Origin of the sequence: Serratia sp. JSRIV002, assembly GCF_019968725.1 — a bacterium.
Lineage (GTDB): Bacteria > Pseudomonadota > Gammaproteobacteria > Enterobacterales > Enterobacteriaceae > Chania > Chania fonticola_B.
On sequence record NZ_CP074143.1, the window covers coordinates 5,293,362 to 5,314,300 of the forward strand.

Annotated in this window: 18 protein-coding genes; 7 read left to right on the forward strand and 11 right to left on the reverse strand. The window is 55.7% G+C overall.

Annotated features, from left to right (window positions below):
• Positions 1-12: 12 nt before the first annotated feature.
• Genes KGP26_RS24755 through KGP26_RS24775 form a run of 5 tightly spaced genes read right to left on the reverse strand, consistent with a single transcriptional unit; the run spans position 13 to position 4,160 of the window.
• Entirely contained in the window at positions 13-624 is a 612-nt protein-coding gene (locus KGP26_RS24755) for a hypothetical protein (protein WP_021180628.1), read from the reverse strand.
• On the reverse strand, positions 621-1,430 hold the full coding sequence (locus KGP26_RS24760; protein WP_059201891.1) for an SDR family oxidoreductase: 810 nt from the start codon (positions 1,428-1,430) through the stop codon (positions 621-623). Before KGP26_RS24760 ends, KGP26_RS24755 begins: the two co-directional genes overlap by 4 nt.
• On the reverse strand, positions 1,427-2,083 hold the full coding sequence (locus KGP26_RS24765; RefSeq protein WP_021180630.1) for a TenA family transcriptional regulator: 657 nt from the start codon (positions 2,081-2,083) through the stop codon (positions 1,427-1,429). Before KGP26_RS24765 ends, KGP26_RS24760 begins: the two co-directional genes overlap by 4 nt.
• The gene (locus KGP26_RS24770; protein WP_094983167.1) at positions 2,080-3,519 is read right to left on the reverse strand and encodes an AMP-dependent synthetase/ligase; all 1,440 of its coding nucleotides are present in this window, start codon (positions 3,517-3,519) and stop codon (positions 2,080-2,082) included. Before KGP26_RS24770 ends, KGP26_RS24765 begins: the two co-directional genes overlap by 4 nt.
• Positions 3,516-4,160 (reverse strand): thermostable hemolysin, encoded by a 645-nt coding sequence (locus tag KGP26_RS24775; RefSeq protein ID WP_021806917.1) that lies wholly within the window; start codon positions 4,158-4,160, stop codon positions 3,516-3,518. The genes KGP26_RS24770 and KGP26_RS24775 overlap by 4 nt, the downstream gene beginning before the upstream one ends.
• Before the next feature lie 193 nt (positions 4,161-4,353).
• On the opposite strand from KGP26_RS24775, the gene KGP26_RS24780 reads away from it, so the two are divergent.
• The 4 genes from KGP26_RS24780 to yfcF all read left to right on the forward strand — a co-directional run bounded on the left by KGP26_RS24780 (position 4,354) and on the right by yfcF (position 6,398).
• Positions 4,354-5,007 carry a Qnr family pentapeptide repeat protein gene (locus KGP26_RS24780; protein WP_021806918.1) on the forward strand — a complete coding sequence of 218 codons (654 nt, stop codon included), beginning with the start codon at positions 4,354-4,356 and terminating at the stop codon, positions 5,005-5,007.
• Between the two features lie 64 nt (positions 5,008-5,071).
• Positions 5,072-5,323 carry a type II toxin-antitoxin system Phd/YefM family antitoxin gene (locus tag KGP26_RS24785; RefSeq protein ID WP_021806919.1) on the forward strand — a complete coding sequence of 84 codons (252 nt, stop codon included), beginning with the start codon at positions 5,072-5,074 and terminating at the stop codon, positions 5,321-5,323.
• Complete coding sequence (locus tag KGP26_RS24790; RefSeq protein WP_021806920.1) at positions 5,313-5,594, forward strand: type II toxin-antitoxin system RelE/ParE family toxin; 282 nt, start codon at positions 5,313-5,315, stop codon at positions 5,592-5,594. The genes KGP26_RS24785 and KGP26_RS24790 overlap by 11 nt, the downstream gene beginning before the upstream one ends.
• Before the next feature lie 168 nt (positions 5,595-5,762).
• Entirely contained in the window at positions 5,763-6,398 is a 636-nt protein-coding gene (gene yfcF / locus KGP26_RS24795) for a glutathione transferase (protein ID WP_218520259.1), read from the forward strand.
• 110 nt (positions 6,399-6,508) lie between these two features.
• Here yfcF and KGP26_RS24800 read toward each other — a convergent pair whose 3' ends face one another.
• Complete coding sequence (locus tag KGP26_RS24800) at positions 6,509-7,963, reverse strand: NAD-dependent succinate-semialdehyde dehydrogenase (RefSeq protein ID WP_021180637.1); 1,455 nt, start codon at positions 7,961-7,963, stop codon at positions 6,509-6,511.
• A gap of 12 nt (positions 7,964-7,975) precedes the next feature.
• Complete coding sequence (locus tag KGP26_RS24805; protein ID WP_223664712.1) at positions 7,976-9,241, reverse strand: 4-aminobutyrate--2-oxoglutarate transaminase; 1,266 nt, start codon at positions 9,239-9,241, stop codon at positions 7,976-7,978.
• Between the two features lie 120 nt (positions 9,242-9,361).
• On the opposite strand from KGP26_RS24805, the gene KGP26_RS24810 reads away from it, so the two are divergent.
• On the forward strand, positions 9,362-10,891 hold the full coding sequence (locus KGP26_RS24810) for a PLP-dependent aminotransferase family protein (protein WP_223664713.1): 1,530 nt from the start codon (positions 9,362-9,364) through the stop codon (positions 10,889-10,891).
• Between the two features lie 31 nt (positions 10,892-10,922).
• Entirely contained in the window at positions 10,923-12,077 is a 1,155-nt protein-coding gene (locus KGP26_RS24815) for an IS481 family transposase (RefSeq protein WP_371824926.1), read from the forward strand.
• 217 nt (positions 12,078-12,294) lie between these two features.
• Here KGP26_RS24815 and KGP26_RS24820 read toward each other — a convergent pair whose 3' ends face one another.
• The 3 genes from KGP26_RS24820 to KGP26_RS24830 all read right to left on the reverse strand — a co-directional run bounded on the left by KGP26_RS24820 (position 12,295) and on the right by KGP26_RS24830 (position 17,340).
• On the reverse strand, positions 12,295-13,635 hold the full coding sequence (locus KGP26_RS24820) for an APC family permease (RefSeq protein ID WP_021806924.1): 1,341 nt from the start codon (positions 13,633-13,635) through the stop codon (positions 12,295-12,297).
• 304 nt (positions 13,636-13,939) lie between these two features.
• A complete protein-coding gene (locus KGP26_RS24825) occupies positions 13,940-15,646 on the reverse strand; it encodes an amidohydrolase (RefSeq protein ID WP_223665690.1) in 1,707 nt (568 codons plus the stop codon).
• 74 nt (positions 15,647-15,720) lie between these two features.
• Entirely contained in the window at positions 15,721-17,340 is a 1,620-nt protein-coding gene (locus tag KGP26_RS24830; protein ID WP_209523667.1) for an ABC-F family ATP-binding cassette domain-containing protein, read from the reverse strand.
• A gap of 285 nt (positions 17,341-17,625) precedes the next feature.
• Between KGP26_RS24830 and KGP26_RS24835 the strand changes: the two genes are divergently transcribed.
• A complete protein-coding gene (locus KGP26_RS24835) occupies positions 17,626-19,647 on the forward strand; it encodes an NADPH-dependent 2,4-dienoyl-CoA reductase (RefSeq protein WP_223664714.1) in 2,022 nt (673 codons plus the stop codon).
• A gap of 42 nt (positions 19,648-19,689) precedes the next feature.
• Here the strand turns inward: KGP26_RS24835 and rlmG are convergent, their stop codons facing one another.
• On the reverse strand, positions 19,690-20,829 hold the full coding sequence (gene rlmG / locus KGP26_RS24840; RefSeq protein ID WP_179252920.1) for a 23S rRNA (guanine(1835)-N(2))-methyltransferase RlmG: 1,140 nt from the start codon (positions 20,827-20,829) through the stop codon (positions 19,690-19,692).
• Between the last annotated feature and the right edge of the window lie 110 nt (positions 20,830-20,939).

Sequence of the window (20,939 nt, forward strand, 5' to 3'; positions counted from 1 at the left end):
GGACCCGTAGTCTCAAAGTTTATCGAGTCGTTGTTGAATGTCCTGATGGCGGCCTTTATCGGCTAATTCTCTGCCTGGACGGGCCGGAGCCGCCAGTGCTTTCTGTAAGTAGAGCTTGCCCTGTGCCTTATGCCCTTGATCTATAAGAAAGTCACCGTAGAAATAGTTGGGATCGATACCCGTTGGATTAATCTGTAAAGCCTGTTTCAACAACAACTCAGCCTGCTTGTCATCACCAAAACCAATCGGCCAGCCAGGAACCTGATAATAGAGGGCGCCTAGACTGGTATAGGCGGAGCCGTCCAGCGCCTTGGCATCCAACTTTATTGCCAGTTCCAGCTTCATTTTCGCCTGTTTGGCCAGTTCCAAAGCCCCCAGCCCCCCCTTCTCACCGGCCCAACTACTCTTGACGATCGCAGACCAGATCAGCAGATCTGCGCGTGAACCGTTAGCTGAACTGGCTTTATCCGCAACGGCGCTAAGTTGCTCCAGACAGCTTTCTTTCTGTTTCGCCGCCACCTGATACTGGCAAACCGCCCATTGGTTCTGAATATCGGCCAAATCACTCTGGGCAATAGCGGTTGTACTACCAAAGAGCGTCAACACCAACAATAACTTTTTCATCGTGAGTCCTTCTTCTCAAGGGCAGCTTTGGCATGGCGGGCAATAATATGCCACTGTTTAGCCAGCGCTTTATCGACCACTGCGGGGAACAGTGCATTCAGTTTGACAAAGAACCGCTCTGGCCATCCCAGCCATCGTCGTTTTATCTGTTTGTTCAGCGCAACAATCACCTCATCAGCGACCCTTTCTGCGCTGTCACTTTTGGTGCCTAATTCAGCATTCATGGCATTAACAGCCGCAGAGTTAAGCGTGGTTTGTGTCGCCCGGGGGGCAAAATAGAGCACGTTTATCGATGAGCCGGCAAGTTCCCTGCCGAGAGCTTCACTGAAACCACGCAGAGCAAACTTGCTAGCGCAATACACGCTATAGCCAGCATAACCAATACTGCCAAAGCTGGAACCGATATTCATAATGATGCCGGGTCGGTCTATATAAGGTAGCAAAACCCGGGTCAGTAATATTGGAGCCTGAATATTTATGGCTAACTGCTGTATTATTTGTTGTTCGCTTTGATCCTCAAGCCAGGCAAAATGATTGGCGCCGGCATTATTGATCAGGATATCAATATTCTGCTGTTGGAAAAGTAGCTCAGCTTGCTTTGTCAATTGCGTAAAATCGCCAAGATCGGCGATCCAAACCTGATGATTTTCCGGGTGGGGTAATGTATTAACCAGCGTGGTGAGCGCCGTTTCATTACGCCCATGTAATATCAGACAAGCCCCCTGCTTTGCCAAAGCATGAGCCAGTGCCTGGCCAATACCACCGCTGGCACCGGTAAGCAAAATACGGCTGTTGTTGAGCCTCATTGCGCTGGCTCCATCAGCCCACGCAGCATGTCGCCATAAAGTTGGTAGACCACTTTGGCAGTATGGATAATCGCGGCACGATCTTCACTTTTTTCCACCTGGTCCATTAATGAAGCAAAAAAGGCCAGATGTTCTTTGTCCAGTTCACCATGCGAGCTGAGATAGCTCATGGCTTTCTCCGGTAATCCCAGGCCCTGCTTGAGCTGCTCGGCAACGGTGGTAGCAATGGCGACGCTGGTGCCCTCAAGGACATGTACCATACCGAAAATACCCATCGGGTTGAGGCGAGAGACGTGGTCGTAGAGGAATGCAATCATCAACTCGATTGCCAATACCGGCTGACCATGACGAACCGCCTCGGCATCTCCGCCGCACGTTCTGATATCATTTAATATCCATTCCTGATGGCCATACTCTTCATCAATATATTCGGCAATGGCTCCGCGAACCCATTCATACTCTGAGTTCATCCGGCCCCCCGCAGTCATCAATAAAGGCACGGTATGGCTGACGTGATAAAAAGCCTGTGTCAAAAAGGCGATATACATTTCAGCATTAATATTTCCGCAGCGGCAAGCCTCTATGACCGGGGCGGAAAGGAGCTTCTCTCTGTCCACCGCCGTCTCTCGCTGTAATAATTGATAAAAACTCATAGGGTATCTCCCGCGATTAACTGATGAATACGTGTATGATAGGTGGACAGAATCTGCTGTCTTTTCGGACGTCCATTAGTGGTTAATAAACCGTTTTCAACCGTTAACTGTGCCAAAAAATAATGATGGATCCGTGCATAATCAGGTAGCCTCCCATTAAGTTGGCATAGCTGATCGGCAAGGCTACTTTCATAACCGGGTGTCACTTGGATCAGCGCAACATTTACGGGTAATCCATCACCAAAGATGACCATCCGGGATATTGCCGGAAAAAGCTGCGCTTCCGCCTCAATCCATTCCGGTGAAAAATTGCGGCCAAAGGCGGTGATCTGAATATTCTTTTTGCGGCCAGTGATATGAAGGAAGCCTTGGGCATCAAAATGACCGAGATCGCCGGTTGCCACCGGGGGTTTTGCAGCGGGTTCCCCCAGATATCCCAGCATTGTCGCGCCAGAAATCAAGATCTCCCCATCCGGTGCGATGGCTATCTGGCAGTGCGGTAGTGGTTCACCCACCGAGCCAGGCAAAGCGCGCCCCGGCGCATTGAGAGCAACAACCGAGCCGCATTCTGATAAGCCATACCCTTCAAAAACCGGCAAACCCAACTGGTGCGATTTAACCACTATATCCGCAGCAACTTTTCCCCCGCCGACGGCGACAAAACGCAGGCTCTCCGCAAGCCCTGGGTTCTGGGTGCATAACATGACGAATAGACGCAGCAATTCAGGCACCAATACCAGGCTGTGCGGCCGCCATTGTGCAATGGCTTGGGCCAGGATCTGAGCGGAGAACTGGCTAGATCCTGTCAGTCCCACTTCAGCCAGCGAGGGGATACGGCTGCATACGCCACTGAGCAACGGAACATAGAGCCCGGTAATGTTTTCAAGCAAGGTCGACAGTGGCAGCAAGGTCAGATGCTGCTGTATGTTTGCCGCAGCAACCCGCTCGGCAAGCGCCAGGCTGACCTGCATCAAATGCTCCTGACTCAGACATACCCCTTTGGGATGCCCGGTTGTCCCTGATGTATAGGTGATTTTGGCCGTATTAGCGGGTAATTCAGCAACAGAGAGTGGCTGCCGACGTTGCAAAGGGTAATCAAGGAAAGGGATCGTTATCCACCCTTGCCGGGCAGGCCCAATCAAGGCATCGGCACCGCTACTTTCCAGCAACCAGTCTTGCTGTTCAGCACTGAAAAAAACGGGCACCGGTATAATGACAATATTGGCTAACAGGCAAGCCAGATCGATCATGGCCCACTCCAGGCCATTATTCAAAAACAGGGCCAGCCGCGATATTTTCTCATTACTGAGTTGCTCAGCCAGAGAGGTGGTTTGCCGCAATAAATCAGCGTAACTGATGCTGTGCTGACTATCACATAACGCAGGGCGAGAGCCATCTGTCACCGCAATGTGTTCAATACGCTCAAAAAGGATCATAGCTGCACGCTCATTTGCACGGGAAATATATCCGGCATGGGGCCAAACAATGAAAGCAATAAGCTGGTTTCACTCAGAATTTGGCGGCCTTGTTTAAGATCGCCAACCATGACGCAGGGCTGCCCCTGATAATATTCTCCCCAGGCCTGAGCATCCTCACCCATTCGATCCGGCAATGCAGGGGCCAGTTCCAGAGGGGTCAGGTGCAACCGGTGGAAGATATTTCTCAACTTTTTGGTCCCGGTAAATGCCACATAGTCGAGTTGGTTTTCGCAGAGTAGCCGACAAATTGCCGCAAACATGATCCGGGCATTTCCAGATTCAGAGCAGGCAAAGTTTCCTATTTCAACCAGGCGGTTACGTGGCAAGATTGTTCCCGTCTGAGTGGCGACCACCTCTTCAATCGGCGCATCCAGATAACGCTCAAGGTACAGCGGCGCATTATCAGCACGGTTCAGACCGCAGGCACCAACCAGAACGCCGTCAGCGCGGTACATACCTAACAGGTAAGGCAGAAAGTGAGGAATGAGCGCATTAAACTGCCGACCGTATTCGTGCTGTATATAAGCCTGCAATAAGGCCCTATGGTCATGATCCTCAGCAAACGACAGCTGGTACGGTGCCTGGATATGTATACTCATAATCGCGCCCCTTTGACTGATAATGAGCAGTGTAGCGATATAAGCTTAAGAAAGAGTTAAGGCAATGAGAGCACAGACCGCTATTTAAAAAGCCCGTGGCCATCAAGCAACATGGCTGTCTTACACGCTATTTCCCTTCCCTGTCTTCCTCAGGTAGTATCACCATGAGCTGTATAAAAAAACAGGTAATTATATGCAACCTTTACTGCTGCAATCCGTCAAAATTGCCCATGATCAATTCCGCGGTGAAACCATCACCAATGGCAAGTTTCTGAACTGCGATTTCTCCGGCGCCGATTTGACCGATACCCAGTTTATCGGCTGCGTTTTCTATGACGAAGAGACCCAACTCGGCTGCAACTTCAGCCGCGCGGTGTTGAAAGATGCCAGCTTTAAAAGCTGCGATCTCTCGCTGGCCGATTTCAGAAATGCCCAGGCCCTCGGCCTGGAGATCCGCGAATGCAAGGCACAGGGGGCCGATTTTCGTGGCGCCAGCTTCATGAACATGATTTCTCAGCGCAGCTATTTTTGCAGCGCCTTTATCATCAAAAGCAATCTGAGCTACAGCAATTTCTCCAAGGTGGTACTGGAGAAATGTGAGCTGTGGGAAAATCGCTGGAGTGGCGCTAACGTGCTGGGTGCCAGCTTTATTGGCTCCGATCTGTCCGGCGGGGAGTTCAACCAGTTTGACTGGCGGGCCGCCACCTTCAACCACTGCAATCTGACCGGCGCAGAGCTGGGGGAGATGGATATCCGCCAGGTTGATCTGGAGGGGGTACAGCTGGATAGTCAGCAGGTCGTTGGGCTAATCGATCGGCTGGGGATAATCCTGGTCAGTGATGATTGACGAATAGGTCATTGAATAGCACTTTTAAAGGTGCTATTGTCGATATTCCAAACAGGAGATCACCATGGCCTTTCAAATTTTAACCACTATCGCTGCCAGCATCACCGACCTGAAAAAGAACCCGATGGGAACCGTTGCAGACGGAGAAGGTGAAGCGGTTGCCATCCTGAATCGTAACGAACCGGCTTTCTACTGCGTGCCCCCTGAGCTGTATGCATACTATCGGGAGCTTGCCGAAGATGCAGAATTAAACCGTATTGCAGATGAACGCATGGAAGATGCGGAGTTTGTGAGCGTAGATCTTAATGACTTATAAGCTCAAATTTGAAAAGCGCGCACTGAAGGAATGGGAAAAGCTAGGTTATCCCGTTCGGGAACAACTGAAAAAGAAGCTGGCCGAGCGTTTAGAAAACCCGCATGTGCCGGCATCCCGCCTAAGTGGCCGCCCGAACCGTTACAAAATCAAACTGCGCTCATCAGGCTATCGGTTGGTTTATGAAGTACGTGATAATGAAATTGTTCTATTGGTGATCGCCGTTGGAAAACGAGCTGGGGAGGAAGTCTATTTTGCTGCCGATAAGCGATAGAATTAATCACTGAGTATCCCCTTCACAAATCAACAAAACCGGCTTGAAAGCCAATTAAGGTATTACTAGGCCTAATACGCCATTACGCTTAATCATTGGCCATCGCCTTGATTTTATTACGCCGTTCGCCAATGATCCCAAATACCTTTCCCATCCCCAAGGATCCGTATGAACTCATCGGCCACTGTTCTCTACACTGATAGCAACTTTTTCAGCCCCTATGCCATGTCGACCTTTGTGGCGCTCACGGAGAAAGGCATGCCGTTTACCGTCAAGCCGGTAGATCTCTCACTGGGAGAACAGCAAAGCCAGGCCTACGGCAGCCTGTCGTTAACGCTGCGGGTGCCGACGTTGGTGATGGGCAGCTTCCAGCTTTCCGAGTCTTCCGCCATTGAGGAATATTTGGAAGAACTCCACCCAGCCCATCCGCTCTACCCGCGTGACATCAAACAGCGCGCCAAAGCCCGTGAGATCCAGGCATGGTTACGTAGCGATCTTTTACCGCTGCGGGCCGAACGCCCAACCGAGGTGATTTTCAGCGCGGTCAAATTTGCCCCATTGAGTGCAGATGCCCAACGGGCAACCAACAAACTGCTGACTGCGGCGGAAAAGTTACTGAGCCATGGCCAGGATCATCTGTTCCAGGAATGGTGCATCGCCGATACCGACCTGGCCCTGATGCTCAACCGGCTGGTGATGCATGGCGATCAGGTACCGGAACCGCTGCGCCACTATGCACAAAAACAGTGGCAGCGCCCATCGGTGCAGGCGTGGTTGGCATTACCAGAGAAAATGCGGAGCTAAAAAAACCGGCGGCCACGACGCCGCCGTTCTCAACGGTGAGAAACATCACTTCTTGCTCGGAGGAAGCGCTCCCCAGCGTAGGCCACCGGGGAGCGTTCAAGTCTTGAGGGTTAACAGCTCACGTCAATGCACAGATATTTCAGTTCCAGATATTCTTCAATACCGTAGCGAGAGCCTTCGCGCCCCAGCCCAGACTGTTTGATACCGCCGAAAGGCGCTACCTCGTTGGAGATCAAACCGGTATTGATACCCACCATGCCGTATTCCAACGCCTCTGGCACCCGCCATTGACGAGCGGCGTTTTGCGTAAACAGGTAAGCGGCCAGGCCAAATTCGGTATCGTTGGCCATCGCGATAGCTTCCGCTTCGTCATGGAAACGGAACAGCGGCGCAACCGGGCCAAAGGTTTCTTCTTTGGCAAAGCGCATCTGCTGGGTCACACCGGTAACCACCGTCGGCTGGAAGAAAGTACGGCCCAACGCATGCGGCTGCCCGCCGGTGGCGATCTGTGCCCCTTTGATCAGTGCGTCATCAATGTGGCTCTGCACTTTCTCTATTGCGGCCTCATCGATCAGCGGCCCCTGCGTCGTCCCTTCCTGTGTGCCATCACCGACTTTCAGTTGCTCAACTGCGGCCACCAGCTTGTCCACCAGGCGATCGTAGATGCCGTCCTGCACGTAAATACGGTTGGCGCAAACGCAGGTCTGCCCGCTGTTGCGGAACTTGGAGGCCATAATACCGGCAACGGCCGCGTCCAGATTGGCATCGTCAAACACGATCACCGGAGCGTTGCCGCCCAGTTCCAGCGAAAGCTTTTTAATGGTTGGCGCACATTGGGCCATCAGGATGCGCCCAACCTCGGTCGAGCCGGTAAAACTCAGCTTGCGCACTACCGGGCTGTCACACAGCACTTTACCCACCTGTGCGGCTTCGCCGGTTACCACCTGCAATACGCCTGCTGGAATACCGGCATCCTGCGCCAGTTTGGCCAGTGCCAATGCGGTCAACGGCGTTTGCTCAGCCGGTTTGACGATCATAGTGCAGCCTGCGGCCAGCGCAGGAGCCGCCTTACGGGTGATCATCGCTGCCGGGAAGTTCCACGGCGTGATCGCCGCGCAGACGCCGATCGGCTGTTTCACCACCACCAGACGTTGCGAAGCCTGTGGGGCCTGTAATACGGCACCGTCGACACGCTTGGCCTCTTCGGCGAACCAGGTAATAAATGAGGCGGCATAGGCCACTTCGCCACGCGCTTCCGCCAGCGATTTACCCTGCTCAGCGGTCATCAGCTGCGCCAGATCTTCCTGAGCCGCCATGATTTTATCAGCCCAGGCCAGCAGCAATACGGAACGCTGCTTGGCGGTCTGTTGCTTCCAGCCGATTTGTGCCTGCTGTGCGGCGTTAATTGCCTGCTGGGTTTCCTCTGCGCTCACCAGAGGCACCGTTGTCAGCTCCACACCGTTGGCCGGGTTGATCACGGCTTCACGTTTGCCGCTGCGGGCATCGCACCACTCACCGTTAATCAGGCATTGGCTACGCAGCAGATCGGGATTTTGCAGTTTCATGGATATTGCTCCTTATTGGGCCAGCGCGCGGGAAAGGATTGCCAGCGCCTGGTTAAACTGGGCATCAGGAATGGTCAGCGGGTACAGGAAACGGATCACGTTACCGTTCACCCCACAGCTGAGTAGCAACAGTCCTTCTTCCTGGGCTTTTTGCTGTACCTGACGGGTAAACTCCGGCGACGGTTTACCGGTTGCCGGGTCGTTGAATTCTACTGCCACCATGGAACCCAGCACGCGAATATCCACAATCGCCGGGCAGTGGCTGCGTGCCTGTTGCAGCACTTCCACCAAATGTTGCCCCAAACGCTGGGAGCGTTGGCACAGCTGTTCTTCTTCAATCACGTCCAAGACCGCCAGCGCGGCAGCAACGGCTAATGGGTTACCGGCGTAGGTACCGCCAAGGCCACCAGGTGCGGGGGCATCCATCACGTCAGCACGGCCCGCCACGGCAGACAACGGCATACCGCCAGCCAGGCTCTTCGCCATGGTGATCAGGTCCGGTTTCACCGCATAGTGGTCCATTGCAAACAGCTTGCCGGTACGGGCAAAGCCGGTTTGCACTTCATCGGCGATCAGCAGGATACCGTGTTGGTCACACAGCGTACGCAGCGCCTGCATGAATTCTGCCGGAGCCACGTTAAAGCCCCCTTCCCCCTGCACCGGCTCCAGCACTATCGCGGCAACCTGCTTGGGATCGATATCGGCTTTAAAGATGCGCTCCAGGCTGTTCATGGCATCTTCGGTGCTGATGCCATATAACGCATTCGGATACTGGCCATGGAACACGGAGCCAGGGAACGGGCCAAAGCCCAGCTTGTAAGGGGCCACTTTGCCCGTCAGCGCCATGGTCATATAGGTACGGCCATGGAATCCGCCGCCGAAGGTGATCAGGCCTGGACGCCCGGTGTATGCGCGGGCGATCTTCACCGCATTTTCTACCGCTTCTGCACCGGTGGTGAAGAAGGCGGTTTTACAGGTGCCTTCGATTGGAGCACGTTGGTTGATACGCTCTGCCAGCGAAATATAGCTCTCATAAGGCACGATCTGGTATGCCGTATGGGTAAACGCCTGCAGTTGCTTTTCAATGGCGGCGATCACCTTGGGATGACGGTGGCCGGTATTGAGCACCGCAATGCCTGAGGCAAAGTCGATCACCTCATTGCCTTCTACATCCCACAGGGTGGCATTTTCTGCACGCTCGGCGTAAAAACCACACATCACGCCAATCCCTCTTGGGGTAGCGGCCAGACGACGTTGATTCAGTTCTGCGTTTTTCATGCTGTTCTCTCCGGGCGGGACCAGTTATCGGTTTTGTTCACAAACGTGAAACATTGCGTTTATTTACACCTGATGTGGCCCTATAATCGAGTGCCAGTTACGATTAATTGAGGGATCCAATTGCGCTCATTGAGTGGTGATCTGCTGCTGCAACGCCTCGGCGAGCAGCCCGATGATAAACTGCACAAGCGGTTATACAATGCCATTCGTACCAGTATTCTGGACGGTAGCCTGCCCCCTTCCAGCCGCCTGCTGGCCTCACGCGATCTGGCACAAGAGCTGGGTCTCTCACGTAATACGGTTTTAACCGTTTATGAACAATTGCTGGCGGAAGGATATGTGTTTTCGCGCCAGGGAAGTGGAACCTTCGTCGCAGAAACGGTACCCGACAGCTGTTTATCCACCGCCAGCCAGCCGATTGGCGGTGACGGCGAGCCACGGCGTGCCGAGCTGTCACAACGTGGCACCACGCTACTGCAACACGCCAGCGCCAGCCCTAAACAGTGGGGAGCCTTTCTCCCCGGCGTCCCCGACGTGAATGCATTCCCGCATCACATCTTCAGCAAACTCCAGGCTCGTATCAGCCGCCGCCCAACCTCACAGCGTTTGACTTACAGCAACCAGGGCGGCAGCCCGGAGCTGCGGCATGCGCTGGTGGACTATCTGCGGGTGTCACGTTCGGTGCGCTGCTCGCCGGAACAGATCCTGATCACCGAAGGCATTCATCAGGCGATCGATCTGGTCACTCGCATGCTGTGTAATCCAGGAGATGACGCCTGGATCGAGGAACCCGGTTATTGGGGGATCCGCAATATCCTGCGCATGAACGGCGTCAATATCTGCCCTTGGGCGGTGGATGAAGCCGGGATGGTACCACCAGAACAACCGGCAGCCTTGCCACGGCTGATTTTTGTCACTCCTTCGCATCAATACCCGTTGGGATCGGTGATGAGCCTGGCACGTCGGCAACGGCTGCTGGCTTTGGCCCGTGCGGCTGGCGGCTGGATCGTGGAAGATGATTATGACAGCGAATTCCGCTTCTCCGGCCAACCGATCCCGGCCCTGCAGGGGTTGGAAGCCGATGCGCCGGTGATCTACATCGGCACCTTCAGCAAAACGCTCTATCCGGCCCTGCGGCTAGGTTATGTAGTGCTTCCCAAGCCATTGATGGACGAGTTAAAAACGGCTCACGCCGAGCTTTATCGTGGTGGCCATTTGCTCATCCAGGCCGCGCTGGCGCAGTTTATTCAGGAAGGCCACTATACGGCACATATCCGCCGCATGCGGTTATTGTATGCCAAACGGCGCGGGTTCCTTACCGCGTTGATTGAACAGCATCTGGGTAAGCAGGCGTTGAGCGAGTTCAACAGCAACGCTGGGCTGCATCTGGTGCTCAACCTGCCAAATGATGCCGACGATGTCGCCATCGCTGCGGCAGCCAATGAACGTGGAGTGCTGGTAAGAGCGTTGTCACGATATTACATGCTACCAAATGCGCGACGCGGGCTGTTGATGGGCTTTGCCTGCGTGCCCGAAGAGCAGATGGCGGCGGCGTTTGACGTGTTGTTGGAGTGTATAGGTTCCCCTCACCCTAACCCTCTCCCTGTACAGACCGGGGACATCATGAACACTTGTTCGGGGACATGGTAGACACTTACAACATAGGTATGAGTACTTCTGAGTGGAGTTGCTTATGCCGTGGGATGAGAGATCTGCCATGTCATTACGTACCGAGTTTGTGCTTTTCGCCTCGCAAGAAGGCGCTAATATCCGTGCGCTATGCCGTCAGTTCGGCATAGCGCCTGCTACCGCATACAAGTGGTTACATCGCTGGCACTCTGATGGGCGCGCCGGTCTGAACGAACGTTCTCGAGCGCCACACCATTCCCCCAGCAGAACCTCTGACACCGTTGTCCAACATCTCCGCGCTGCACACCTGGCCCATCCGATGTGGGGCGCACGCAAGCTCAAGCGGTGGCTCGAGATGCAGGGGCATACGTTACCGGCCGCCAGCACCGTGCATAACCTCATGCGCCGCCATGACCTGCTACCGGGCGGTCCGTCACCGGCGCCCACCGTCGGACGCTTTGAACATGACGCCCCGAACCGACTCTGGCAGATGGACTTTAAAGGCCACTTCCCCTTCGCCGAAGGGCGTTGTCATCCGCTGACCTTGCTGGATGACCATTCGCGCTTCTCGCTCTGTCTGGCGCACTGCCCGGACGAGCGACGTGTCACCGTGCAGTCACAGTTGATAGCGGTGTTCGAACGTTATGGCTTGCCGGAGAGAATGACCATGGATAATGGTGCCCCCTGGGGCGACACGACGGGCAGTTGGACCGCGCTGGAACTGTGGCTGATGCGTCAGGGTATCCGGGTGGGTCACTCTCGGCCTTATCATCCTCAGACTCAGGGTAAGCTGGAGCGCTTCCACCGCAGCCTGAAGGCAGAGCTCCTGCAGGGACGGTGGTTTACCCATGCCGCGCAGTTGCAGGAGGTGTTCGACGCCTGGCGAGATACCTACAACCTGGAACGCCCACACGAAGCCCTGTCAATGGCGGTGCCAGCGTCCCGTTATCAGCCTTCATCGCGACAGTACAATGGCAATCCGGCGGCAGCCGAGTATGACGAGGGGGTCTTGGTCAGGAAAGTGGATATCAGTGGAAAACTGAGCCTGAAAGGGATGAGCCTGAAAGTGGGCAAGGCCTTTATCGGTGAATATGTCGGGCTGAAGGCAAGTGAGAGAGAGGGCTACTACGAGGTATGGTGGTACAGCACGAAAGTGGGGATGATCGACCTGAGAAATAGGTCGATCATCATGGGTAAAGGATGTTAAAAAGTGTTCACCATGTCCTTGAACACCTGTCTACCATGTCCCCGGTCTGTACACTCCCACAGGGAGAGGGAACCGATCGAGTGAGTCTGAAAACTCAGTGACACACCTTGGCTGAGGGGGCGATAAAATTTGCTGAGGTTCCTCAATAACTACCAAATGTGCAGGGATTAACAGCTCCCTCTCCCTGTGGGAGAGGGTTGGGGTGAGGGGCAATCCATCAATCCAGCAGGTGGTTGATATCATCCTGGGTGGATGGGGGATCCTGACGCATCCCCTTGGTCAGCCACAGCAGATAAATAAAGCCGGCAAACAGCCAGGTGAAGCCCACTTTCAGCGCTTCGGGATCCAGGTTGACCCACAGCCACACCGACATACCGAAGCCAATCAGCGGCAGCAGGCCGTATTTGAACATCGCGTTCAGCCCACGGCGTTTTTGGTTAATCAGGAAGTGTTTGATCACGCTGAGGTTAACGAAGGTAAATGCCCCCAGTGCGCCAAAGCTGATCATCGACACTACCATGCTCAAATCCATCCACAGCGCCAACAGCGAGATGATGGCAACAAACACGATCGCGCGCCACGGGGTGCGGAAACGAGGGTGCAGATGGTAGAACACCTTGCGCGGCAATACGCCTTCACGCCCCATGGCGTAGAAAATACGTGAGACGCCGGTTTGCGCAGACATGGAGGAGGCATACACCCCAGTGAGGTAAGTGGCCATAAAGAAGTTGTACATCCACTTGCCACCCACGTGCTCCGAAATAATCAGGCTGGCGGTGTCCTGATGCGGGATCAGCGATTGCCAGTCAGGATAGGCCAGATGCGCGGCGTAGGAGACGGCAACAAAGATGCCACCGGCACAGATCACGGTGATCAGGATCGCGCGCGGCAGAGTACGTTTGGCGTCGGCGGCCTCTTCGGCCATGGTGGCAATAGCGTCAAAACCCAGGAAGGCCAGGCACAGCACCGCAGCCCCGGCGATCAGACCAGAGAAGTCACCAGCATCCACCAACAGCGGTTTCATCAATGACGCAGGGCTGAGATCGGCCTCGCTAAATGCCAGTACAATAAACAGCACGATGAACACCATCTGCAAGGCAATCAGCGTGAAGTTCACCGAGCTAAGCAGGCGCACGCCCAGAATATTCAGCGCGCTGACGCTGGCAATGGAGCCAAGAATAAACACGTAAGCAGGGATCGACGGGAATGCCTCGTGCAAGAAGATACCTAAAACCAGATAGTTAAGCATCGGCAGGAACAGATAATCGAGGATCTGCGCCCAACCTACCAGGAAACCGGTTTTACCACCAAAACTGCGCTGTACGTAGGAATAGGCCGAACCTGCCAACGGCATGGCGTTGGTCATCCGGCAATAGCTCAGGGCGGTAAACAGGATGGTCACGATGGTAACCAGATAAGCGATGGGTAAGTGGCCCTGGCTTAACACGGTAACCTGACCGTAGGTGGTAAACACGCCCAGTGGCACCATATAGGCAAGGCCAAACGCAACCAGGGCGGGGGTTTTAAGAACTCGTTGCAACCGAATGTTTTGCGGCATTACCGTATCATCTCCTGGCGCAGCTCAGCGCTATTCAGGGCCAATCCCAATAGGCTATTTGATTCGCTGCGGTAAAAACAAGGGGACGGATTCTGGCACAAGTTAGGCTGCCGGGGAAGCTAACAATCCGCTTTCAGAAAACCAGGTGGCAATAGGTAAAGAACTGGGGCATAACCCGTTGATTTATTGTTTGCAGGATGAGGAAAAGCGGTAAAAATTACCCTTCATGGCAATGTTGCCGAATTTGTCGAGGCGCTGCATGCAACGCCTCCAGGTAAAAATGACCGCTTAATTCACATTGCTATCAGGATTGATAGCTGATCTTCCCGCCCACCAACGTCCGCTCGATGCGGGTTTGGTACAGTTTCTCTGCCGGTTGCTCAAACAGATTATGGTGCAGGACGATCGCATCAGCAAATTTGCCCACTTCCAGCGAGCCAATATACTGCTCTTTGGCGATCATATAGGCCGCATCGATGGTGGCTGCGCGCAGCGTTTCGATCAGGGTCAGATCGCGATCGTTGTCCAGGCGTGGCCCGGCAGGATTACCTTCGCTATCCCAGGCGCGGCGGGTCATCCCCACCTGCAGGTTATACCACTCATCCAGGCGATCGATTGGCCAGTCGCTGCCATAGGCCAGCCGCGCACCGGCATCCAGGAAGCGTGCCGCGGGCTCCAGGTGAGGGAAACGGGCTTCACCCAGCATCTCGCGCTCTTCATCGATCAGTACGCCCGGTAAACCGGCCCACTGGAACGAAAGCACTGCCGTTGCCGCCAAAGAGGCAAAACGCGCATACTGATGCGGCGCAACCAGTTCGTTATGGGCCAACCCTGGGCGGATATCCTTGCCCGGGCAGGCCGCTCGCATCAGCTCAACCGCATCCAGCACCTGCTCGATTGCGCCATCGCCTACCGTGTGGGTATGCGGATGCAGGCCAGCGCGGCCACACTCGACGATCAGCGCGTTCAGCACCGGCGTGGTGAAGTAGAGATCGCCATAACGCTCACTCTTGGCTTCCCCATGATGTTCACGGTAAGGCTCCAGCAGCGCCGCCGTCATGGTCGGTGGCTGCAACACGCCGTCAACGAACAGCTTGAGATGGTCAACAGAGATCCCGGCCTGCGGCGTCCAAGGCTGGCTGCTCCACTGTTCGGCAAAGGCGACAACTTCCTGCACCGCACGGGCAGCGTCTTCCGGCCCTTGCACGCTGTCTGGCGTGACTTCTTTGGCCCCCAGCACGCGTAAGGTCAGCTCACCGCGATCGCGCAGTACGGCGAAAGCCTCCAGTTGCTCCGCAAATACGCGGGTATCCATCACCGTGGTTACGCCCTGCTCATGCAGTACCTGCTGCACATGAGCCGCCACCTGCACGTTCTGTTCCGCCGTGCCGGAAGGAATGCTGTCGAAGGCGCGCATGGCCGGAGCATCTTCCAGGATCCCGGTCAGTTGACCATCGGCATCGCGGGCGATCTTGCCATCTGGCGGCACTGGCGTATTTTCATCAATGCCCAACACCTCCAGCGCACGGCTGTTAGCTGCCAGCGTGTGGCAATCGTTAGCGAACAACGCTACCGGGCGGCGGGTGTTCAGAGAGTCCAGCAGCGCACGGCTCATGTCCGCCCCCACCGGGATCATCGCCTGACGCTGCCAGGCGCGCACCGTCAGCCATTCGTCATCGCCAGCCGGATATTTATCCAGATGGTCCTGTATATGCTGCAAGGTCTGCTCTACCGTCAGCGCCGCATAGTGCAGGCTGCATCCCTTGAGCTGTTTGCCCCCCCAGAATGGGTGCATATGGCTGTCGATCAGGCCCGGCATCATCATTTTACCGTGCAGATCGATGCGTTCGGTGGTGGGGGTCGCCAGCGCAAGCACCTGCTCATCAGTCCCTACCGCAAGAATGTATCCCTGCCCTATCGCCAACGCACTACAAACACGATTTTCCGCATCTGCGGTGAAGATAGTGCCGTTGTAATAAATTACCTCGGCTGCTGTTGCCACTGGAGTCATAGTCATTGTCTCGAAACCTCACAAAATGACCTTAAGTATACCAAAAACTCCCCAGCTTGGCCCCTCAGGCGGGGTTACATTGCTTGAAAGCACCAACCCGCTGCCGACCAAGACAAACGATGGGTCAATCGCAGCGCCTGTAAGAAGTCCTCATCGTGCGATACCACCAGCATCGCACCAGGAAACTCCGCCAAGGCCGCTTCAATTGCCTGCGATGAGGCCAGATCCAAATGGTTGGTCGGTTCATCCAGCAGCAGGAGTTGCGCAGGCTCACGCCGCCACAGCACACAGGCCAGCGCCGCTTTCAACCGCTCTCCACCACTCAATGCCGCCAACGGCAGCGTGACCCGGTCGGCATTCAGTTGCAGCTGCGCCAGTTGGCTACGCAATACTCCTTCGGCCAGCGGGGTATCCTGTAAACCCAGATGATCGACCACCGAACGCGTCAGATCGAGCTGGGACAGGTTTTGATCGAGATAGGCCAGCGATACCGAGCAATGGCAGTAACCAGCGCTGGCAGCCAGTTGCCCCAGGATCACCTTCAACAGCGTGGATTTGCCACAGCCGTTCGGGCCGGTGATGGCGACGCGCATCGGGCCATCCATCCGCCAGTCGAGCGGCGGCAAGCTGACAAACGGCAGCTGTAACTGTTCCAGTACCAACACCTGCTTACCTGCGGCCACCGTGCTGCCCGGTAAGGTCAGCATCACCGGGTTATCCTCTTCAACCCGTTCCCTCGCCTCGCGCACTGCTTCATCCAGTGTGTTCTTTTGCCCCTGATGCTGTTTACGCAGGGTCCCCATCGTGTCGCGCGCAGCCCCTTTGAGGGCCGCTTTTTCAAAAGAGGCGATATTCAGCGAGTCCACGGTTCTCAGCGTACGGGCGGAGTGGCGCTGGTAATTGTCATGTTCTTTCTGCTGGCGGGCGCGGACGCGCCGTCTTTCCAACGCCGCATGTTCCAGTTGGGCACGCGCCGCCTGTTGTTCTTGCTCCCGCAGCCGATGGTATTCGTGATAATTGCCGCCGTAGCTGCGCAGTGCTTCGGGAGTCAGTTCGACGATCCGCTGCATCCGTGCCAGCAGTTGCCGATCGTGGCTGGCAATCAACAGGCCACCACGCCACTGCGCCAATTGCTGATACAGCCATTCGCGGCCCGTGCTATCGAGGTGATTGGTCGGTTCGTCCAGCAACAGGAAATCGGCCCCCGACATTAACGCACCACACAAAGCCGCACGCATACGCTCGCCGCCACTCAGCGCTCCGGCTGGCCGTTGCGGGTCAAAATCAGGCAATCTAGCCGCCGCAAAAACCGTGCTCAGGCGATCCCCCAGATCCCACTGGCCCTCAAGACGATCGATATCGTCCAGCCGTGGGCAACCTTGCTCAAGACGGGCCTGGGCGGCAAACACCTCGCCGTAGCCCAGCAGCGTTGCCAGGGTTGTCTGTTCGGTGAAGTGCGGCTGCTGCGCCACATAGGCAAAGGTTGCCTGCGTTTCAATATGGCCTGAGGCGGGTTGATCCAGCCCGGCAATCAGACGTAGCAGGCGAGTTTTTCCCACGCCGTTACGCCCCACCAGGCCACAGTGCTGCTGTTCAACGGCCAGATTAAGCGGGCCAAACAGCGTTTCGCCATTGGCAAACTGACAGGTTAATTGATGTAAAACGAAATAAGGGGACTGCGCAAAATGAGCCATAAACACTCCTGTATGAAATCAAAACATCCCCATACGGCACGGGCGTGCTCGGTATAGGGCCAGATATCAGCAGGTGTGGTTGTTCATTTTCGGTAATGGCTCCGCAGAGAGAAAAGGGATAAAGCGAGCCGATGTTAGCCGATCTTTTATACCGATTGCAAACATGAGGTCTATCACATTCAGCACATCCGCGTTTCCCAAGTGCGCCAACAACGGCTAGATTTATCTCATCCGACCACTTGAGTGGTCGTCAAAACTATAACGATAAATATTGTGGAGACTGCAATGCGTGCTTACCCCAACCTGCTTGCGCCGCTGGATCTCGGCTTCACTACCCTGAAAAACCGGGTGCTGATGGGATCGATGCACACCGGCCTGGAAGAACTGCCTGATGGCCCCGAGCGTATGGCGGCATTCTATGCCGAGCGGGCCGCTGCCGGTGTCGCCCTGATCGTGACCGGCGGTATTGCCCCTAATGAGAAAGGCGTGGTGTATCGTGGAGCATCGGTTCTGAACCAGCCACAGCAGGTTGCCCATCACCGGATCGTGACTGAGGCAGTCCATCAGGCTGGGGGCAAGATTGCCCTGCAAATCCTGCATACCGGGCGCTATAGCTATCAGCCACAGCCGGTAGCTCCTTCTGCGCTGCAAGCACCGATTAACCCATTCAGCCCAGCAGCGCTCACCCATCAAGAGGTCGAACAGACTATTACCGACTTCGCCAACTGCGCGGCTTTGGCTCAGCAGGCTGGCTATGACGGCGTGGAAGTCATGGGGTCTGAAGGTTATCTGATTAACCAGTTCCTGGTGTCTCGTACCAACCAGCGCATCGACCAATGGGGCGGCAGTTTCAGCAACCGCATGCGTTTCGCCGTGGAAATTGTGCGGGCCGTGCGCGAGGCAACCGGGCCAGAATTTATTCTGATCTACCGCCTGTCGATGCTCGATCTGGTGGAGGATGGCTCCAGCTGGCAGGAGATCGAACAGCTTGCCGTGGCGATTGAACAGGCTGGCGCAACGCTGATCAACACCGGCATCGGCTGGCACGAAGCACGTATTCCCACCATCGCCACCATGGTGCCGCGCGCCGGGTTCAGTTGGGTGACGCGCAAGCTGATGGGCAAAGTGAAGATCCCGCTGATCACCACCAACCGCATCAACGATCCTGCGGTGGCGGAACAGGTGTTGGCCGATGGTTGTGCCGACATGGTGTCCATGGCACGCCCGTTCCTGGCGGATGCGGCGTTCGTGCAGAAAGCCGCAGAAGGCCGTGCGGACGAAATCAACACCTGCATCGGCTGCAATCAGGCCTGTCTGGATCAGATTTTCGATCACAAGCTCACTTCCTGCCTGGTCAACCCTCGCGCCTGTCGCGAAACCGAAATGCCATTGATCGCCACGGCAACGCCTAAAAAATTGGCCGTGGTGGGGGCCGGGCCAGCCGGGTTGGCGTTTGCCACCACCGCCGCCAGCCGTGGGCATCAGGTAACCCTGTTTGACGCCGCCGAGCAGATCGGTGGCCAATTCAATATCGCCAAACAAATCCCCGGCAAGGAGGAGTTTCACCAGACGTTGCGCTATTTCCGCCGTCAGTTGGCGCTCAATGAAGTGGAGCTGAAGCTGGGGCAGCAGGTGCAACCGCAGGATCTGGCGGATTTCGATGAGGTGATCCTGGCCTGTGGCATCGTGCCGCGTATGCCAGCCATTGCGGGCATCGAGCACGCCAAGGTGGTGAACTATCTCGATGTTTTACGTGATAAAAAGCCGGTTGGGCAACGGGTCGCCATCATTGGGGCCGGGGGAATTGGCTTCGACGTCGCCGAATACCTTAGCCAGCACGGCACCTCCAGTAGCCTGGATCCGGCAGCGTTTAACCGCGAATGGGGGATCGATTCGCAGCTCGAGCAGCGCGGGGGCCTCAGCGCCCAAGGGCCGGAAGTGCCAGCCTCACCACGCCAGATATTCCTGTTGCAACGCAAAACCAGCAAGGTGGGTGAAGGCCTGGGTAAAACCACCGGTTGGATCCATCGCACCAGCCTGGCGCTTCGTGGCGTGAAAATGCTCAATAGCGTGAGCTATCAACGCATTGACGACGAAGGTCTGCATATCCTGCGTGCCGAGCAGGAAAGCTGCTTGCCGGTAGATACGGTGGTAATTTGTGCCGGGCAGGAACCGCGCCGTGAATTGCAGCAACCGCTGCTGGAGATGGGGAAAACGGTGCATCTGATTGGCGGAGCCGACGTGGCTGCCGAGCTGGATGCCCGCCGCGCTATCGATCAGGGCACGCGGTTGGCAATGGCTCTGTAACCCATTGATTAGACGGGCGCAGTATAATGCTGCGCCCCTACATCAATAGCGCGCGCCAGACTTGACCGCTTTGAGGATCAAGAACTTCTGGTTGGAGGCCACGGTGGTGCAGTTGCCGAATAAACGCCTCAGCTTCTGGTAGTAATCCAGATGGCGGTTGCCCACGATCCACAGCTCACCACCTACTTGCAGGCAGCGCTTGGCGTCGCAGAACATCTGCCAGGCGGTATGATCGGTGATCGCATGCTGCTGATGGAACGGTGGGTTGCACAGTACCGCCTGCAGGCTTTCACGCTCAATGCCCGCCAGCGAGTTGTTCACTTCAAACTGACAGCGATCCATCTCCTGCGGCAGGTTGTGCTCCACGTTCAGTTCGCTGGAAGCCACCGCCATGTAAGACTCATCGACGAAGGTCATCTGCGCTTGCGGGTTTTGCACCAAAGCTCGCATCCCGATAATGCCGTTGCCACAGCCGAGATCGACAATATGGCCCTGCAAATCCTTCGGCAGATTTTCCAGGAACAGGCGTGCGCCAATATCCAGGCTACCGCGTGAGAACACGTTGGCATGGTTGTGGATCAGCCAGTCCGTGCCATCGAGCAGCCAGTCGGTGGTTGCCGGCGCTGCCGGTGGCACGATGTCAGCGACCTGGCAATAAATCAGGCGGGCCTTTTTCCAGGCCAGGCTGGTGCGGGTTGGGCCTAGCACCCGCTCAAACACTTGCATGGTCGAGGTATGCACGTCACGCGCTTTGGCACCCGCCACGATCAGCGTATCGGGTGCCACCACGTCACGCAGGGCACGTAATTGCTGCTCCAGCAGCGCCAGCGCTTTCGGGATGCGGATCAATACCACCGCCGGGTTGGCAGGCAGTTCGGCCAGGCTGTCTTGCAAGGTGACCTGCTCAACATCGAGCTCATTGAGCTTGAGGTTATGGCGCGTCGCCAACTGGCTCATGTATGAATCGCTGATGCTGTAAGGCTTATAACCATGCAGAGCACAAGCCAACGTGCCAAAGTTGTCGTTGAAAATCAGTACCGGGCGTTCACCGATATCGACATTTTCCAACTGTTGCAGCAGATATTCGTCCGCCGCTTCCCACGCCTGCAGCTGGGTGGCTTCTTCCTGTTGGGGATAACGCTCCAGCTCAAGTTGCTGTGTTCCCAGATCGAGTTGGCTCATTGCCCCTCCTGAATGATAAATTTGGGCTGTTTATCCCCTAAAAACGCTCGGCAGTAAAATGTTTTTTGGGATTAATTACCCTTTAAGGGATTTGAGCAAGAAAACGTCAT

What these genes read in the sequence shown, in the direction of transcription:
- KGP26_RS24755 (WP_021180628.1), bottom strand. Translation starts at nt 624, where the DNA reads ATGAAAAAGTTATTGTTGGTGTTGACGCTCTTTGGTAGTACAACCGCT.
- KGP26_RS24760 (WP_059201891.1), bottom strand. Translation starts at nt 1,430, where the DNA reads ATGAGGCTCAACAACAGCCGTATTTTGCTTACCGGTGCCAGCGGTGGT.
- KGP26_RS24765 (WP_021180630.1), bottom strand. Translation starts at nt 2,083, where the DNA reads ATGAGTTTTTATCAATTATTACAGCGAGAGACGGCGGTGGACAGAGAG.
- KGP26_RS24770 (WP_094983167.1), bottom strand. Translation starts at nt 3,519, where the DNA reads ATGATCCTTTTTGAGCGTATTGAACACATTGCGGTGACAGATGGCTCT.
- KGP26_RS24775 (WP_021806917.1), bottom strand. Translation starts at nt 4,160, where the DNA reads ATGAGTATACATATCCAGGCACCGTACCAGCTGTCGTTTGCTGAGGAT.
- KGP26_RS24780 (WP_021806918.1), top strand. Translation starts at nt 4,354, where the DNA reads ATGCAACCTTTACTGCTGCAATCCGTCAAAATTGCCCATGATCAATTC.
- KGP26_RS24785 (WP_021806919.1), top strand. Translation starts at nt 5,072, where the DNA reads ATGGCCTTTCAAATTTTAACCACTATCGCTGCCAGCATCACCGACCTG.
- KGP26_RS24790 (WP_021806920.1), top strand. Translation starts at nt 5,313, where the DNA reads ATGACTTATAAGCTCAAATTTGAAAAGCGCGCACTGAAGGAATGGGAA.
- yfcF (WP_218520259.1), top strand. Translation starts at nt 5,763, where the DNA reads ATGAACTCATCGGCCACTGTTCTCTACACTGATAGCAACTTTTTCAGC.
- KGP26_RS24800 (WP_021180637.1), bottom strand. Translation starts at nt 7,963, where the DNA reads ATGAAACTGCAAAATCCCGATCTGCTGCGTAGCCAATGCCTGATTAAC.
- KGP26_RS24805 (WP_223664712.1), bottom strand. Translation starts at nt 9,241, where the DNA reads ATGAAAAACGCAGAACTGAATCAACGTCGTCTGGCCGCTACCCCAAGA.
- KGP26_RS24820 (WP_021806924.1), bottom strand. Translation starts at nt 13,635, where the DNA reads ATGCCGCAAAACATTCGGTTGCAACGAGTTCTTAAAACCCCCGCCCTG.
- KGP26_RS24825 (WP_223665690.1), bottom strand. Translation starts at nt 15,646, where the DNA reads ATGACTCCAGTGGCAACAGCAGCCGAGGTAATTTATTACAACGGCACT.
- KGP26_RS24830 (WP_209523667.1), bottom strand. Translation starts at nt 17,340, where the DNA reads ATGGCTCATTTTGCGCAGTCCCCTTATTTCGTTTTACATCAATTAACC.
- KGP26_RS24835 (WP_223664714.1), top strand. Translation starts at nt 17,626, where the DNA reads ATGCGTGCTTACCCCAACCTGCTTGCGCCGCTGGATCTCGGCTTCACT.
- rlmG (WP_179252920.1), bottom strand. Translation starts at nt 20,829, where the DNA reads ATGAGCCAACTCGATCTGGGAACACAGCAACTTGAGCTGGAGCGTTAT.